General features: G+C 46.4%; 16 protein-coding genes. 3 read left to right on the top strand and 13 right to left on the bottom strand.

Annotated elements, in window-relative coordinates; all coding sequences use genetic code 11:
- Positions 1 to 39: 39 nt before the first annotated feature.
- From H8K52_RS05540 to H8K52_RS05520, 5 genes are all read right to left on the bottom strand, one after another.
- Entirely contained in the window at positions 40 to 1,878 is a 1,839-nt protein-coding gene (locus H8K52_RS05540) for a lipoprotein N-acyltransferase Lnb domain-containing protein (protein ID WP_186921897.1), read from the bottom strand.
- A 67-nt stretch (positions 1,879 to 1,945) separates the two neighbouring features.
- Entirely contained in the window at positions 1,946 to 2,308 is a 363-nt protein-coding gene (locus H8K52_RS05535) for an adenosine deaminase (protein ID WP_186921896.1), read from the bottom strand.
- A 114-nt stretch (positions 2,309 to 2,422) separates the two neighbouring features.
- Positions 2,423 to 3,070 (bottom strand): DsbA family protein, encoded by a 648-nt coding sequence (locus H8K52_RS05530; RefSeq protein WP_186921895.1) that lies wholly within the window; start codon positions 3,068 to 3,070, stop codon positions 2,423 to 2,425.
- 47 nt (positions 3,071 to 3,117) lie between these two features.
- Positions 3,118 to 4,251 (bottom strand): anhydro-N-acetylmuramic acid kinase, encoded by a 1,134-nt coding sequence (locus tag H8K52_RS05525; RefSeq protein WP_186921894.1) that lies wholly within the window; start codon positions 4,249 to 4,251, stop codon positions 3,118 to 3,120.
- Positions 4,252 to 4,317: 66 nt separating this feature from the next.
- Positions 4,318 to 5,712, bottom strand: coding sequence for a M23 family metallopeptidase (locus H8K52_RS05520; protein WP_186921893.1), 1,395 nt, complete (start codon positions 5,710 to 5,712; stop codon positions 4,318 to 4,320).
- A 259-nt stretch (positions 5,713 to 5,971) separates the two neighbouring features.
- Here H8K52_RS05520 and tyrS point away from each other — a divergent pair, with 259 nt between their 5' ends.
- Genes tyrS through H8K52_RS05505 form a run of 3 tightly spaced genes read left to right on the top strand, consistent with a single transcriptional unit; the run spans position 5,972 to position 8,352 of the window.
- Positions 5,972 to 7,231 carry a tyrosine--tRNA ligase gene (gene tyrS / locus H8K52_RS05515; RefSeq protein ID WP_186921892.1) on the top strand — a complete coding sequence of 420 codons (1,260 nt, stop codon included), beginning with the start codon at positions 5,972 to 5,974 and terminating at the stop codon, positions 7,229 to 7,231.
- Positions 7,228 to 7,683: a D-aminoacyl-tRNA deacylase gene (gene dtd / locus H8K52_RS05510; RefSeq protein WP_186921891.1), complete on the top strand. Its 456-nt coding sequence runs from the start codon at positions 7,228 to 7,230 to the stop codon at positions 7,681 to 7,683. Before tyrS ends, dtd begins: the two co-directional genes overlap by 4 nt.
- A 3-nt stretch (positions 7,684 to 7,686) precedes the next feature.
- Complete coding sequence (locus H8K52_RS05505) at positions 7,687 to 8,352, top strand: histidine phosphatase family protein (protein ID WP_186921890.1); 666 nt, start codon at positions 7,687 to 7,689, stop codon at positions 8,350 to 8,352.
- A gap of 45 nt (positions 8,353 to 8,397) precedes the next feature.
- Here the strand turns inward: H8K52_RS05505 and H8K52_RS05500 are convergent, their stop codons facing one another.
- The 8 genes from H8K52_RS05500 to H8K52_RS05465 all read right to left on the bottom strand — a co-directional run bounded on the left by H8K52_RS05500 (position 8,398) and on the right by H8K52_RS05465 (position 16,976).
- Positions 8,398 to 9,342: a CysB family HTH-type transcriptional regulator gene (locus tag H8K52_RS05500; protein ID WP_186921889.1), complete on the bottom strand. Its 945-nt coding sequence runs from the start codon at positions 9,340 to 9,342 to the stop codon at positions 8,398 to 8,400.
- An 8-nt stretch (positions 9,343 to 9,350) separates the two neighbouring features.
- Positions 9,351 to 10,421 (bottom strand): sulfate/molybdate ABC transporter ATP-binding protein, encoded by a 1,071-nt coding sequence (locus H8K52_RS05495; protein WP_186921888.1) that lies wholly within the window; start codon positions 10,419 to 10,421, stop codon positions 9,351 to 9,353.
- 255 nt (positions 10,422 to 10,676) lie between these two features.
- Positions 10,677 to 11,561 carry a sulfate ABC transporter permease subunit CysW gene (gene cysW, locus H8K52_RS05490; protein WP_186921887.1) on the bottom strand — a complete coding sequence of 295 codons (885 nt, stop codon included), beginning with the start codon at positions 11,559 to 11,561 and terminating at the stop codon, positions 10,677 to 10,679.
- Positions 11,561 to 12,415 carry a sulfate ABC transporter permease subunit CysT gene (gene cysT / locus H8K52_RS05485; protein WP_186921886.1) on the bottom strand — a complete coding sequence of 285 codons (855 nt, stop codon included), beginning with the start codon at positions 12,413 to 12,415 and terminating at the stop codon, positions 11,561 to 11,563. The genes cysW and cysT overlap by 1 nt, the downstream gene beginning before the upstream one ends.
- Before the next feature lie 125 nt (positions 12,416 to 12,540).
- Positions 12,541 to 13,413: an EAL domain-containing protein gene (locus tag H8K52_RS05480; protein ID WP_186921885.1), complete on the bottom strand. Its 873-nt coding sequence runs from the start codon at positions 13,411 to 13,413 to the stop codon at positions 12,541 to 12,543.
- 459 nt (positions 13,414 to 13,872) lie between these two features.
- The gene (locus H8K52_RS05475) at positions 13,873 to 14,880 is read right to left on the bottom strand and encodes a sulfate ABC transporter substrate-binding protein (RefSeq protein ID WP_186921884.1); all 1,008 of its coding nucleotides are present in this window, start codon (positions 14,878 to 14,880) and stop codon (positions 13,873 to 13,875) included.
- A 125-nt stretch (positions 14,881 to 15,005) separates the two neighbouring features.
- The gene (locus H8K52_RS05470) at positions 15,006 to 16,037 is read right to left on the bottom strand and encodes an AraC family transcriptional regulator (RefSeq protein ID WP_343044134.1); all 1,032 of its coding nucleotides are present in this window, start codon (positions 16,035 to 16,037) and stop codon (positions 15,006 to 15,008) included.
- A gap of 15 nt (positions 16,038 to 16,052) precedes the next feature.
- Positions 16,053 to 16,976 carry a GGDEF domain-containing protein gene (locus tag H8K52_RS05465; RefSeq protein WP_186922000.1) on the bottom strand — a complete coding sequence of 308 codons (924 nt, stop codon included), beginning with the start codon at positions 16,974 to 16,976 and terminating at the stop codon, positions 16,053 to 16,055.
- Positions 16,977 to 17,054: the final 78 nt, after the last annotated feature.

Raw genomic sequence — 17,054 nt, 5'->3', positions numbered from 1 at the left:
TTTATATTATCTTCGATTTTCTCGATTGCAACTACGAAATCAAAACATCTTTTTTAAGCTCAATTCGTAACTATTCTGACGTTTTTTTTGTTGCTGAAAGCGATCAATACTCAAGTGTATCGACAGACTCTCTTTCTGAAAGTATTTAGACTGTACAAAACGATAATGCAAATTTCGTGCATGATCGCCATGAATATTGGATGTGAGCACGACCGACAAGCGAGATTTCATATCAAAAATTTCTCTCGCAATCACGCCAATTTCCGGTTGCAAATAAACTTGCGATTGTCCATTTCGCCAAGCCATGCCCAAACCTAGCAAGGCAAAGCTATCGATGTCGGTCCCACTGCGATGTGTGAAGCCCAAAGCTCCTTCTATAAAGGCAGTTTTCTTTGGGCGAAATGTCGCATCAAACTGCGGCTTGATACCCATTCGAATCGCGCCAGAAATACCACCACTCATATTGTCATAAGGGATGAAAGATTGTGCTGCATAAACCGTCAATTTATCGATCAAAAGCTGGCGGTTACGTAGATTTTTCAACAAAGACAGTTCAAATAGTAAGAGCTCGGTTTCGCTAAAGTAGTGCCGATTATCGTCGTCCAAATGATGGGATGTCGGCGTCAATGTGACGCGGGCATAAGACTCGCGATCTTGCCGCACAAAACCAAGTGCGACTTGGGAATCTTGTGGTGTTTCTAAAGGATTTTTGCTTTCGAGGACTTGTAGTTGATGCACGGGAAAATCCCGCTTAGTCATCCCATCCAAGTTCTTTACATAGGCTAAGGCCGAGGCCGATTGATCTTTCGTCGATTCATTGCGATAGGCTTGATACGCACGTGCCAATTGCAAAGTTAAGTAAGTCTTATTCGTATCGAGCTCAGTCAGCGATGGTACAGCCTGGCGTTCGACTTGCTGCGCAATGAGTGCGCGCTCTTGGCTTGTGAACTGCTCGCCCACAGCACGAATCAACCATCGATTGGGCGACATCATGCGACTACTGTCAATCAGATCTAGTTCATGCGCGCGCTTGACGACATCTTTAGGCGTCAACCAAAAACCATTGGTATCGAGCGTTCGGGAAGCGGCGACTGCCAGAATAAAATCAATCACGGTAGCGCAATTATATTTCTGGAAGAAATACACTAAATCGGTTTGACGCAATTCGATGAGATGCGCTTGAATCAAATCTTTTTGCTGCTGATTGAGGCGCAAAGTGTATTCCCAAATACTGCGTTGCTCCTCACCTAAATATAGTGAGATTTTCTCTTGGTAAGGCGACAGACTAAAATAGCCCTTCTTACCGATTACCATGCTGTCAAAAAATAGTTTAGGTACATTGATACCACCAGCATCGGTAAAAAAGGAAATGGCGTGCTCCAGATTTTGCCCGCGCTCATCTACCCCACTCAGCTTTAAAAACACGTGTCCCATCATGCTCGATGGTTGGGCAAGGTTTTCTGATGCAAATGCTAATGCAATCTCTTGCATTGGCGCCCGAGCTTTAAATTCTTGCAGATCGCCGCAATTTTGTATCGGCAGTGCAGGCAGGTTCAACTCTTTTTGTAGCCACAAATAACGCGCTGGAAAGCGGCAAACCTGATTGCTTTGATCTGCATATAGCAAGTGCAAGGTCGCTCGCAATTCATTGGCGAGTGAAAAATCTGTATGACTCAATAAGAACGTATCACTACGAATGTTCGCCTTAGCCTCACTCACGTGTAACAACGCCGCCCAAGTCGGATGAGCCGCAAGATTTTTCTGCGTTGCAAGTTCCAAATAGGAGTCTAGCTTGAGGTCTTTAGATTCGGTATCTGCAAGCACAGTCTGCGAATAAATCACAAAGCTTAAGCAGATAATCAATAACTTAGAGAGCATGGTAAAGGATTTTCTTAACGAAAAAAAAGCGGCTTGAGAGCCGCCTTTTTTGAAATTCAAATACGAATTATTTGCATGAAACTACAACATTTTCAGAATAACGCCACATTTTTTCTGTGCTGTAATCTGTAGTAGAACCAAACGCACCGCCAGACAAAATGTTGATGAAGAATTTTGGATCAACAGATTTTTCAACGGAAGTTTCTTTAGCGCAGCCATCAGTTGATACCAAAACCAGCTTGTTTTTATTTTCGCGAGTGATATTCACAATGCCAGGAGCTTTGAATGTTGCACCGTCGATCGTACCTGTGATTTCCTTGCCGTTTGAAGCGGATACGTTTACTGCTTGTGTCTTGTCATTCAAAATAGACGCACAACCAGTCAAAGCTGTCATTGCTACCATTGATGCTACTAAAATCGTTTTTTTCATTACTGAGCTTCCAATCTTTTAGATTTGATTTTAAAAAAAATTTGAAGCCGCATTATATACGAAACAATGTTTTTTGTTTAAGTTTATGGTTGTTTTTTTAATGCATTCAAGAATTCACAGCATGTCATTAAGAGCCGATGTCAAATCCCCAGCCTTAGTATAACCAGAACTGAGCATATGCAAACCATCCTCCTTGACTAGCAACAACACGGGGAATCCTCGCACACCCCAGCGTTGAATCTGCTGAAAATGCTGGCGCGTTTCGTCTTTACTCTCTGGCGCTTGCATCGTTTCAAGGAAACTTTCCACATCAAAAATCGCAGCCTGCTCATACGTATTTAAGGCATTTACAGCAATCTCCGCTAAAGTCAATTCATCAGTCACATCTTTTGCCTGCGCATAAAACGCGTGCTGTATGGCCTGAAAGACAGCCAAATTAATCTTCGTCGGCATGCCATCTGTCAACATCTTAGCCGTCACCACCGCCCGACAGGCAGGCTCGGTATCATAAACAAATCCTGGCTTATCTAAGCCGCTCATATCAAATGGCAAGCCACTGACCTGCCGTACTTTTTCCCAGTGCGACAAGATCATGTCTTTTTGATCCGCGTCCATGACTTGCGTATTGTAGGCACGCAAACCACCCAAGACGATATCGAGTTCGGCATCAGGTTTATCGGCCAAAAATTGCTGCAATTCCAGACCAAATCCATAGCACCACGAGCACATAGGATCAGCGATATATAAAAATTTATTTGTCATTGTCATCTAGCATCAGGGTTAAAACGGAGGATTGGCGACTCAAAAATCTAAGCAGGATACAAGGCACCCAAAATACGCGCACCACGGGCTGCTGTGACTTCACTGATATTCCCAGCTTTTCTTTGCACAAATCTTTGCGCAAGCCAAGCAAATGCGATCGCTTCCACATGCTGGGTAGCGATCCCGAGACTATCAGTTTTATCCCAGTGAATATGAGGCAATGCCTGTGCCAAAGCGCGCATCAAACTCGCATTGCAAGCACCACCACCGCAGACATATACAGCGACACAATCAGGGGCAAATTGTGCGATGGCATCAGTGATGGTTTTGGCAGTGAAGGCACACAAAGTGGCTTGCACGTCGGCGGCACTCAGATCCGAGAATGACTGTAAATGCTGTTGCAGCCAAGGTAAATGAAATAAATCACGCCCGGTGCTCTTTGGCGGCACTTGCGCAAAAAAACTGTCTTCACTTAGACGTGCCAACAAAGCTGGATCGACCTTTCCTAGCGCAGCCCAAGCACCGTCCGCATCATATGCTTGACCCAGATGCTGCAGTATCCAAGCGTCCATCAACAAATTACCGGGTCCAGTGTCAAAACCGATCGTGCTGCCATCCGCGTGCAGCACACTAATATTGCTAATCCCACCGATATTTAACACCACGCGACATTCACCTTGCTTGGCAAACATAGCGCGGTGAAATGCCGGAACCAGAGGAGCACCTTGTCCGCCAGCAGCGATATCTCTGCTACGAAAATCGGCAATGACATCAAGTCCGCTTAATTCAGCTAACAAGGCGGGATTATTGGTTTGTCGGGTGAACCCTAATTCAGGACGATGACGTATGGTTTGCCCATGCACACCAATGGCCTGAACTTTAAGGTCGGGATGCTGAGCGCGCAATTCAGCCACGCATTGCGCGTAAATGGCGGCCAATTGATTTGCAAGTAAAGCTTCACGCTCAATCTCATTCTCACCTGCTTGTTGCAAAGCCATTGCTTGCTGTTTTAGTGCTATTGAAAATGGGATATGTGCACTGGCAAGAAGCTGCAATGCGTCCCGATCATGCGCATGATCCTGCTCGGGCAGAGCGACTAGTACTCCATCGACACCGTCTAAGCTGGTGCCCGACATCAGGCCGATATAATAGTTTGAATCTACTTGGATAGCTGTCTGCATAAAATAGGATTTGCCATTAGGAATAAAAAAAGCCGAACTACGTTCGGCTGATTCTTGACAGTTCGCTTAGCGCGCTGCCACCAGCGCCGCTGAATTTCGCTCTGGACGCAATAAGTCAAAACGATGTGCCATATCGGCTGCGACTGTTCTGAATTTTGGCAACTCATGTGATGCTAGTGCCGCTGCGCTTTGTACACTAATCGTGTTTGGATCACGAGGCTCGTTATTGACGCGGAACTCATAATGCAAATGCGGTCCAGTTGACCAACCAGTAGAACCAACATAACCAATCACTTGACCTTGACTGACGCGAGTACCTTTGCGTGCGCCTGGTGCAAAACGGCTCATGTGGGCATATGCTGTACTGTAACCATTCCAGTGCTTAATGATTACCATGTTGCCGTAACCACCTTGTGGTCCCGCATGGTCAATTGTGCCATCAGCAGAAGCACGAATTGGTGTGCCACTGGCAGCGGCAAAATCGATACCTGTGTGGCGCTTCCATTTACCCGAAATCGGATGAACGCGCATAGAAAAACCAGACGAGACACGAGAGAATTCTAATGGAGATTTCAAGAACGCTTTTTTCAAGGATTTACCATCAAAACTATAGTAACCGCCTTCGCCAGCGCCTTCGTCGAACCAAACTGCTTGTGCTAATTTGCCAGAATTTTTAAATTCCCCGGATAGCAAACGACCAGTTTTAACCAATTCACCATTCAACCAAAAAGTTTCATACACCACGTTAAAGTAATCACCGCGTTGCAAACGACGAAAGTCCACGCTAGTTTCAAACATTTTCACGATCTGATCGGCGATGGCTGATGGAATAAGCGCTTTATCAGTGGCAACGAATAGAGAAGATTGAATATCGCCAGAACGCATTTCTATACGGCGCTCTAATTGTTCAGTGACTTCTGAAGCTTTAAAGCCGTTCTGTTCATTGCGAGCAACCAACAGGGTTTTGGTACCATTTTCATTATTGTCCAAACCAACCCGCAACCACTCCAGAGTCCCTTCGTCAGTGGTCTTTACGCGTATGGATTTCCCTGCGCGGGCTTGCAAAACGCCACGTGCCACTGGATCGGTTTTGAGGAAGTTAGCGGCATTGACGTCATCCACACCGAGACGCTGTAGCAAAGCTGCCAGACTATCGCCGCGCTGTATCTTTTCTTCTTTAACGTAATGCTGTTGCTGCAATACGATTTTGGCAATTTGCTCATCCAAGGATGGCAAAATTAAATCTTGAGTCACCGTCTTGACTGGGAGATTGGCGGCATCTGGTGCTAAAGGAGCAACACCAACTGCACCGACTGCGCATACAGCAAAGAACAAACCAGTGAAAGGAATCACACGCGATGCGCGCATACCGCGCACATTCGCGATGCTGATTGCTAAAAGGGATTGGGCTTTAACTTGCGTAGTTGCAGCTAATTGACGGAATTTATCGGATAAACGCATGCAATAAGTTAAAATTGATGTTTCGCTGCCGGATCAAAAAATCTGGCACCAAACATGATGTTTGCAAACCCACTTGTTTTATTTTTATTATCGTAAAGTGGGGCGAAAATTAGTCGCCTGATTGTAAAGCAAATGGCGAATAATGCAAGCTGCCGATTATGCGAGCAGACATTTGTTTTCGCTAGTCCTGTTACAAAACTGTTTGATCTATCTAGAATTTCGTTTAATTATTTCGTTTAATTATTTAGCTGACTGAATCATGACTTCGCCACAACATAATGACAAAGCGCCAAGCGCAACCACTCTTTTGCCACTTTCTGATGCGGTGCAGCATGCATTAGCTGTCACCAAGCGCGGCGTCGATGAACTCTTGATTGAATCCGAATTCGCACAAAAATTAGCGCGCAGTGAAAAAACCGGCAAGCCTTTACGCATTAAATTAGGTCTAGATCCTACAGCGCCAGATTTGCACCTCGGTCACACCGTGGTCTTGAACAAAATGCGTCAATTGCAAGATCTCGGCCACACAGTGATTTTCTTGATCGGCGACTTCACTTCCATGATCGGCGATCCATCTGGTCGCAATGCTACGCGTCCACCGTTGACCCGTGAGCAAATTGAAGCAAATGCCCAAACCTACTTTAAACAAGCATCCTTGGTTCTCGATGCCAGCAAGACAGAAATTCGCTACAACTCCGAATGGTGTGATCCACTAGGTTCGCGTGGCTTGATTCAATTGTCTTCGAAATACACAGTCGCACGCATGATGGAGCGTGATGATTTCACCAAACGCTTTAAAGCGGGCACGCCAATTTCCGTCCATGAATTTTTGTATCCTTTGATGCAAGGCTATGACTCGGTCGCTTTACATGCCGACTTAGAACTAGGCGGTACGGATCAAAAATTTAATCTGCTGGTAGGTCGTGAGCTACAAAAAGACTATGGACAAGAACAGCAATGTATTTTGACCATGCCTTTATTAGAAGGTTTGGATGGCGTCGAAAAGATGTCCAAATCGAAAAATAACTACATCGCGATCACCGAGCCAGCCAACACGATGTTTGCTAAGGTCATGAGCATTTCTGACGAGATGATGTGGCGCTACTACGATCTGCTGTCATTCTGTTCACTAGAACAAATCGCCCAGTACAAAAAATCGGTTGCAGAAGGCCAAAATCCACGCGATATCAAAGTCGCGATTGCGCAAGAAATCGTAACCCGCTTCCATAGCAAGCAGGCGGCAGACGACGCATTGACCGATTTCGTGAATCGTTCTAAAGGTGGTATTCCTGACGATATCGCTGAAATTACATTAAGCGGCGCGCCAGTCGGGATTGCGCAATTATTGAAGCAAGCGAATCTCTGCGCCTCAACATCCGAAGCCATGCGTATGGTCGATCAAGGTGGCGTGCGTATTGATGGCGCTGTGATCAGCGATAAGCAATTACAAGTTGAAGCGGGAACCGTGGTGCTGCAAGTTGGCAAACGTAAATTCGCCAAGGTCACGTTGACAGCATGATCGCTTTACTGCAACGCGTTCGTCACGCCAATGTTGTGGTCGAAGGCGTGACCATAGGTGCAATCCAAACTGGCTTGATGGTTTTGGTATGTGCGGAACGAAACGACACCGAAAAAGACGCTGAGCAATTACTAACAAAATTGCTCAGCTATCGTGTGTTTGCCGATGACGCTGGCAAGATGAATCGCAGCGTCACGGATGTGCAAGGCGGATTGCTGTTGGTGCCTCAATTCACCCTAGCCGCTGACACGCAGTCGGGTACGCGACCATCCTTCACACCCGCCGCTCCACCAGAGTTGGGCAAGCAGCTATTCGATCACTTTGTCGCGCAGGCACGCAACAAGCATACTTTGGTCGAAACAGGTCAATTCGGTGCCGATATGCAAGTCTCCTTGACCAATGATGGCCCGGTGACATTTTGGTTGCAAACCAAATCCAAAATTGAAAAATAAGCTGTGACCGATATTCTCTTAATACGCCACGGCGAAACCGCCTGGAATGCCGTGCGCAAATTGCAAGGGCATTTAGACATCCCTCTCAATGCCGAAGGTCGACGTCAAGCCAAAGCACTAGCCGCCGGTTTGCAACACGAAAAACTGGCCGCGATTATTTCTAGTGACCTACAACGCGCCATGCAAACCGCAGGCGAAATCGCCCGACTACAAGGCCTACCAACACGCATTGATGCAGCGTTGCGCGAGCGTTGCTTTGGCGATTTTGAAGGCAAGCTATATAGCGAATTACCTGAAATGTATCCGCAAGAATATGCACATTGGCGACAACGTGATCCCGATTTTCATTTCCCGCCTAAACCGGATGACAGTAATAATCGCGGCGAAAGCATACGCGAATTTCATCAACGCACGATCGATAGTATTGTGCACCACGCCCAACAATTCGAAGGCAAGAAAATCGCCTTAGTCGCTCACGGCGGTGTACTCGAATGTGCGTATCGTGAAGCAATGAATTTACCACTCAATGCAGAACGCACCATCACCATTTACAACGCCAGTATCAATCGTTTTGTCTATCAAGATGGTCAGCTCTCACTTGTCAGTTGGGGAGATATTGAGCATTTGGGTGACCTAGCTCTTGATGAACTTGCGGAAGTAGCAAAATAGTTTTTAGAGTATTGGCAAATTCAAAGTGTAGTCACGCCAATAAATCTATTCACCTGCGTGATCAACCAAAGCCAATCGTATGTCGTCGCGACTTAAATCAGGCGCGAATTTTTGTATGAAGTCGTAAGTGTATGCGCGTAAATAGGCACCGCGTCGCACTGCCAATCGTGTCACGTTCGATTGAAATAAGTGCGAAGCTGAAATCGTTCGCAAACCTTGTGCACGCCGGTTTTCATTGCCTGACTCTATCGCCATCGACGCGACCAAACCTACACCCAATCCTAGTGACACGTATTGCTGAATCACGTCAGAATCCATCGCGGTTAACACGATATCGGTGCGCAATCCAGCACGTTTGAACGCGTCATCAATATGCCCACGACCAGTGAAGCCAATGTCGTAGGTAATCAAAGGATAATTGGCGAGGTCTTCTAAGCTTAATTTCTCATGCGCCAATAATGGATGACCATCCGGCACTACGACCACGTGGTTCCATTCATAGCAGGGGAATGAAACTAAGTCTTTAAATGCCGACAAACCTTCTGTTGCAATGCCGATGTCGGCTTTACCTGACAACACCCATTCTGCGATGTGCTCTGGCGCACTTTGTTGTAAAGCGATACGCACTTCGGGAAATGCCAAGCGAAATTGTTGCACCACTTTCGGCAAGACATAACGCGCTTGTGTATGCGTCGTTGCAATCGCTAAAGTCCCACGCGCTTGATCGGAGTAATCATTACCCGCTTGACGTAAATTTTCAGCTTCTAGTAGCAGTCGTTCGATGATGGGTAAGATACCTTTTCCCGGTTCTGTTAAGCCGGTCAGTCGCTTGCCGTTGCGCTCAAAAATATCCACGCCCAGTTCTTCTTCCACTTCGCGAATCTGACGGCTCACGCCTGGTTGCGAGGTGTATAAAACATTCGCCACTTCGGTTAAGTTATAACCGCAACGGCAGGCTTCGCGTATGGAGCGTAATTGTTGGAAATTCATAATCGTTCCTAGGCATTCACATTATCGACGAATACATGTAAGCGTTTTGGCTTCACCACCAAGGCTTCGCCGACTTGTAGATTCAAATGCACGGCACGTTCGGTACTAATCATGGCTTCCACGATTTGACCATTATCTTCACGTACTAACTCCAATTGAGCGAGTGGGCCTATGCCATGCACGCGACGTAGTTTCACCACCAAGCCGGACGCGCCCGCTGTATAGCGATCAATATCTAATTCATGTGGACGCACGTAGCCCGTGCCAACTGCATCTTTGGTATCGGCATGTCCAGGCGCATCAAAGGCGACACCATCGGCATCTAATACGCCTTCGTGCACGCGACCATGGAACAGATTCACATTCCCCAAAAATCCATAAACAAACGGTGTCGCGGGATGTTGATAGACCTCATTCGGTGCACCGACTTGTTCCACTTTACCGTGATTCATCACTACGATTTTGTCTGCGACTTCAAGTGCCTCTTCCTGATCGTGAGTGACGAAAATACTGGTCACGTGTAGTTCATCATGCAGGCGGCGTAACCAGCGGCGCAGCTCTTTACGTACCTTGGCATCGAGAGCGCCGAAGGGTTCGTCCAGTAACAAGACTCGTGGCTCAACCGCCAAGGCACGCGCTAAAGCGATACGTTGACGTTGTCCACCTGAGAGCTGCGGTGGGTAACGATCCGCCAACCAATCGAGCTGTACCAGTTCCAATAATTTAGTCACTTTTTCTTTATTCTGCGCTTCTGTTGGGCGCAAATGACGTGGCTTCACGCGCAAGCCAAAAGCAATGTTTTCAAAAATCGTCATGTGTTTAAACAAGGCGTAATGCTGGAACACAAAGCCGACTTGACGTTCACGCACATGTTGATTTGAGGCGTCTTCACCATCCAGCAAAACCTGACCGCTGTCCGCATATTCCAAACCAGCGATGATGCGCAGCAAAGTCGTTTTGCCGCAGCCAGATGGCCCTAACAATGCCGTTAATTCGCCATTCGGAAAATCTAAAGACACATTGTCTAGGGCGGTGAAATTGCCGAAGCGTTTTTGTAATTGATTAACAGCGATGCTCATGTTTTTTCCAATCTTTCAAATATTTACAGACTTACTCCCTTCTCCCGTTAGCGGGAGAAGGGTTGGGGATGAGGGACGTCGAGCAAGTAGATTGATGTTTCACCTTCTCACTCCGAGCATGATCTTGGGCTTTGATTTGGCGTCTAATCAGCATTTCGCAAATCTGAACCGCCCTCACCCCAACCCTCTCCCGCCCACGGGAGAGGGAGCTTTTTTTCGACCTCTACTTAGCGTTCGTGGCAGAGGTATTTACAGCTATTCCTGTAGCGTCCGCTGACGTGATTCGTCAGTCTTCCATTCCACGACGGTTTTCAAAGCCAGTGTGACTAGCGCTAATAAAGTCAACAATGAAGCGACTGCGAACGCTGCCGTGAAGTTATATTCGTTATACAAAATCTCCACTTGCAAAGGCATGGTATTGGTCTCGCCGCGGATATGCCCAGACACCACCGACACCGCGCCAAACTCGCCCATGGCTCGTGCGTTACACAAGATCACGCCGTATAACAAACCCCATTTGATATTCGGTAAAGTCACATGCCAGAAAGTCTTCCAACCGGATGCGCCTAATACCAAAGCCGCCTCTTCTTCCTCACTACCTTGGGCCTGCATCAAAGGAATCAATTCGCGCGCAACAAAAGGAAAGGTGACGAAAATTGTTGCCAACACGATGCCTGGTACCGCAAACAAAATTTTGATATCGTGCTCGCGCAGCCATTCACCAAACCAGCCTTGCGCACCGAACAGCAAGACATAAATCAAACCAGAAATCACTGGTGAAACAGAAAATGGTAAGTCGATCAAAGTCAGCAAAACATTTTTACCGCGGAATTCAAACTTAGCGATAGCCCAAGCTGCCGCAACACCAAAAACCAAATTCAAAGGTACGGCAATACCAGCAGCAATCAAGGTTAGTTTGATCGCAGACACTGCATCCGGTTCTTGAATAGATGCCAGATACACATCCCAGCCTTTTCGCAAAGCCTCAGTAAACACGGCAACCAAAGGTATGAACAAAAACAAAGTGACAAACGCCAGTGCTACCGTGAGCAACAAGACTCGCACCCATATGGGCTCTAAAGTCGCCTGCAGTTGCAGAGGTGGTTCTATCCGTGGATTCGCTACAGTTTGTGTCGTCATTATTCTCTCCCTGCTGTTTGACGACTACGCGTCCAAGCTTGCAGCGCATTAATCGCCAATAACAAAATAAAGGAAATAATCAACATCACGGCAGCGATCGCCGTTGCACCTGCGTAATCGTATTGTTCGAGTTTGGTAATCATGAATAAGGGCGTGATTTCAGAAATCATAGGCATGTTGCCGGCAATGAAAATCACCGAACCATATTCCCCAGTCGCACGCGCAAAAGCAAGCGCGAAACCGGTCAACACGGCAGGCAAAATGGTAGGGAAAATCACTCGTACGAATGTCTGCCAATGGCTAGCGCCCAAACTGATCGCCGCTTCTTCTAATTCTTTTTCCGCTTCTTCTAATACTGGTTGCACAGTGCGCACAACGAAGGGTAAGCCGATAAAAATCAGGGCGACTAACACGCCTGATGGTGTATAGGCGACTTTGATATCAAACGGCACCAACAACTTTCCTAACCATCCATTCGGCGCATACAAAGTCGCCAAAGTAATCCCTGCCACCGCGGTCGGCAAAGCGAACGGTAAATCGACAAAAGCATCAATCAATCGCTTACCCGGAAATTTATAGCGCACCAAAACCCAAGCCAAAATGCCGCCAAAAATCACATTAATAAAAGCAGCCAGCAGCGACGCACCAAAAGTCAGACGATACGATGCCATCACGCGCTCAGAAGTCACGGTCTGCCAAAAGGCATCCCAGGTCATCGTGAAGGTTTTAAGGAAAACAGCGGACAAAGGAATCAGAACGATCAACCCCAGATAAAACAAGGTAAATCCCACCGATAAGTGAAAGCCGGGTATCACCCGTCGCGCCTTCGCCCGATTTTTTGAAAGGAATGCCATGCGAAGCCTTTATTACTGAATTAGCTATAGACATCACATGATTGCACGGTAAAGTTATATAGAAAACGATTTTTTTCATATTTCTATAGTCGATTTCTGCATAAGCTAAAGCGCCGCTCTAGCACTCAACAACAAGCTTGTTGAGACTTGTCACCAAAGCCATTCTTGACTTGGAACTTGGGTGATGATTTCACCACGGCGTCTATCAAATTCGAGCGCGCAATATCAATGGCATTTCCTTGCACTGCAAATAGAAGACGATCATCTGCTAACTCACGTAATTTATGAAATGCCTGTAATTGATCCACTTTACGCACAACAATCAAACAAGCTTGTTGCGCCGCTTGTCTCAATAGATCTTCAAACAACCAGACATCTTTATCGGCAAGACTGCTATGTAGGTGGAGCTTAATCACATCAGGACGCACGCGCTCTAGTAAGTCAAACGCCTGCTCAATGTTTTGTGCATGAACCGCAAGACGAAATCCATTACGACGATAATTCTCAGCGACGTGTGTGATTGCCCAACGCTGACTTGGAACAATCGCAGGCAATTGCAAAACGATATTTTTCTGTGGAATATCTAACTTGGAAAGTACGCGCTGAAATGCCGCACCATGATTACCAGCGACTGCGGTCAACAAGCGATTATGCACACTCAAATACAAATCGCTTTTTTCCATGACGGTCTGACGAAAAAAATTAATTGCGTGAAGTAAGCGGCACAGACGATCAAGTTCAACAGACTCGTCATCGGTAGTTGCATGCTCCAACAATTTCCAAATACTGAGCCCTTGATCATTCAATGACAGCGTCCTTACAAAAGCCTCATACCCTAACAATCGACAATCTACGCTCGATCGTATCGGTTGAAACACACTGCTTAAACGCGCGTTGAAAAATCGCGCAGAAATACGTCCATCTTTACCTGAAAATAAATGGCTACCACTCTGCGTTGGCAAGCTATTGAGGTAGTGATTTAATCCTACATAAGTCATTATCTTCTCCGATCACATCAATTGAATCAGTACAGATTAAAAGACGAATCAATAAAAACAAACGAAGTAATTTGCACTTACTTAGATGATTTATGCACTCTATTTCCACAATCAGCGAATGTAGATATGTAAAAAAGCGCGACATTAAAAATGTCTCTAGAGCTAAAGTCTCTGAAAACATTTTTAAGTCGCGCAACACCAAGATCAGTTTAAACTGATCACTTCGTCAAAACCAAAGGGGGGGAAGTTTTGATAAATAATGTCTCTAACAATAGATCTAACAATAGGTCTAACAATAGGTCTAACAATAGGCCTAACAATACGTCCAACAACACATCCTCGCGAATCCTCAACGTCGCCTTTGCTTGGGGGCCAAAGTGACTGGCAAACACGATCTATCTTTACGCCTAAATTTTACTTAGGTAGAAATCATCGCTTACGTCTCAAAGAAAACGAAAGTTACTTTGCTTGATAAATTTGATCGAATACACCTCCATCAGAAAAATGTTCTTTTTGTGCCTTAGTCCAACCACCAAATACTTCATCAATCTTAAACAAACTGACTTTTGCAAATTGACCTGCATATTTTTTCGCGGCACGTTCAGATGTAGGACGGTAAAAATGTTTGCCGATGATGTCTTGGGCTTCTTCAGTGTACAAATGATTTAGATACGCCTCCGCCACTTTACGCGTACCCCGTTTATCAACGGTTTTGTCCACCACAGTCACAGGTGGCTCCGCCAAAATGCTTAAACTCGGCGTGACGATTTGTAGTTTGTCGGCACCAAATTCTTTCAATGCTAGATAAGCCTCGTTTTCCCAAGTAATCAAAACATCGCCGATACCACGCTCAGAAAACGTGACGGTAGAACCTCGCGCGCCAGAATCCAATACGGGCACATTTTTAAATAACTTCTGGACAAAATCTTTGGCACTCGCATTCGTCCCAGCCTTTTGTTTCAACGCGTAACCCCAAGCCGCCAAATAATTCCAGCGCGCCCCGCCAGAGGTTTTTGGATTCGGCGTAATCACAGCAACGCCCGGCTTCACCAAATCGTTCCAATCTTTAATTCCTTTCGGATTTCCTTTACGTACCAAAAATACGATTGTCGATGTATAAGGCGAAGCATTATGCGCAAGGCGTTTTTGCCAAGCTTTATCGAGCAAGCCTTTCTCTGCAACCGCGTCAATGTCGTAGGCTAAAGCCAGTGTCAACACATCGGCATCCAAGCCATCAATCACCGCGCGTGCTTGTTTTCCTGAACCACCATGGGATTGTTTAATGCTCAGTTTATCTCCTGTTTTGGCTTGCCAAAGTTTAGCGAACCCCGCATTTACATCTTGGTATAACTCACGGGTTGGATCATAGGAGACATTGAGTAATGTGACGTCTGCAGCCAACGCGAATGGTGTCAGAGCTGCTGCGCCAATTGTGAAAGCGCAAGCTAGGGTTTTCAGTAACTTCATTTTTTGATCTCCACACAGATAATTAATAAATCGATGTGTGGAGATTAAAGATGCGAGTAAGATTTGAAAACGAATGATTTCGCGTTTGCTTATACGTTTTTTGATCGTCAATGATCGATCTAACACTACTCCAAAGCCAAACGCAACAAACTAGGCGTCCGCCCAGTCCAGCGTTTAAATGAACGACGAAAATTCGTTGCATCATGAAAACCAAGATAAGCAGCAACGCCTTCGTTATCCATAGATTGAAAATGAAATAGGTAAAGCGCCATGTGCGTGCGAACTTGATCTAGTTCCGCTTGAAAGTGTGTGCCGTGTCTGGCTAGGTGACGTTTGAAGGTGGCAATGCTGCAGTCAAAATGGTGAGCTGCTTTTTCTAAGCTAGGTGTACATCGCAAGTTCGCCGCTAGGTAGTCATATAGTTGCGGAATAATACTTTGCACGGGTGCTTGTTGCGCCAATTCTGCATTCGCTTGCGCAATCGCTTGCTCGGCGCTGACGGCGTTGGCGCGTGGCCATGGGATATCTAAGTAGTCACTGGGAATAATCATCGCATCGAGGTAGCAATCAAAACGCAAGTCATGCCCTAGGTGGACTTGATGCTGCTCGATATGCGCTGCGCGACTACGGTTAAAACAGTACCGCCACGGCAGTCGTTGCTCACTCAGCCAGCGGCACATCGCCGTTACCGCAGTCATGTGCTTCTCGACCAAAAACGGCAATAGACCTGGCGCACCCCATTGATCCATCCAATACAAAATCATTTGCCCATTTTCTTCTTTCACCCTGGGTGTTAGCAACGGACACAATGATGATTGAAATTGCACGAGTATCTGCAAAGCCTGACGTAAATTTTTGGCGTGCAATAGGGCTTGACTAGCACTGCCATAATGCCCTGGCAACATGTGCTGACCTAGCGCAAAGCTGATGTCTTTACTTTGGGAATGACGCGCTAGATACTGCGCCAAATACTGCAATAGCGCTAAGTATTGTTCGGGGCTGATCTTGCGTTCTGGCTGACTAAAATCATCAGCACACAATTTGCTCGCCTTACGCGCGCCATCCAAATCAACTTCAAAACGCTGCGCGCTCTGCCATGCCAGCATCGTGTGATGCTGGGCAAACAGACAAGCTTCGTTACTGGAAAAATAGCGCACGTGGGTACCGACGATCTAGCTGTAGACGGTGGTGGGCGACAGCCTGACTACCGTTTCTGTGGCTTCACTGAACACAGCTTTTTGATCTAATGGCTCTAAACGTGCCAGCAATACATCTAGTTCCTCAAGTGCCTCGCTGCATACAGCACGCAAGCTGATCTGGACTTGTTGGTTCTGCGCGTAGAAATGCATCTGCGCCACCATCGTGCATAAATGGTCAATTTTTTTCTGAGCGTCGGCAATCGTGATCGCCGGCATATAAATCGCAAATCGATCTCCAGCGTAGCGACACAACACATCTTGATTGGATAAATTCAGTAATAGCATGTGGGCGACCGCTTGCAAGGCGCGATCTCCCTCTGCCACACCGTGATCGCGATTCAATACATGGAAGGAATTAATATCCAACAGCGCAACGCAATTCGATACTTGAGGATGACGCTCCTGCTCCATCGCGATCAGGCGACGAAGATAATTTGCATCCACTAATTGCGTGAGACGATCAAAGGCACGATGATCGCGGAACAATCGTTCACGTTTTTGCAAATGCTGATTCAGTGAAAGTTGTTCATGCCGCCAAAAGTACAATCCAGCTGTCAATACCAACATGCCGCCCAAGGTAAATATGGCTTCTAACCAGTGATCCCAGCCTTGTTCTTTGCCAACCCGATAAAACTCATCCATACAATCAGACCAAGCGCCTAGCATAATCAATCCCATGCCAGCCGCTAATAAGTACGTAACTTTGCCGCGTGGTCTGCTGCTGAGCGTCATCAATAGCCACAAGCCAGCCATCAAGGCGGTGCCGCCTTCTGCAATGACATCAAGCCACTGTATGGTATCCAATGGTTTTGCAATACCGACGGTGCTGTAAGCTAAAAATGTCACGAGTGTCGTGAGCAATAATAAGGCGAGTGGCGTTTTATGGAGAGATAGCATCATAAAGACAATGAAGGACGATGAGCATCCAATCTGGACGAATCGCGCGAGAGTAAACCTTGTGTATGACGAGAAAAT

This window comes from Affinundibacterium seohonense (assembly GCF_014284305.1).
Classification (GTDB): Bacteria; Pseudomonadota; Gammaproteobacteria; order Burkholderiales; family Burkholderiaceae_D; genus Undibacterium; species Undibacterium seohonense.
Note: the sequence above shows the minus strand (reverse complement) of the source record. Positions and strands in the feature narration are given on the sequence as shown.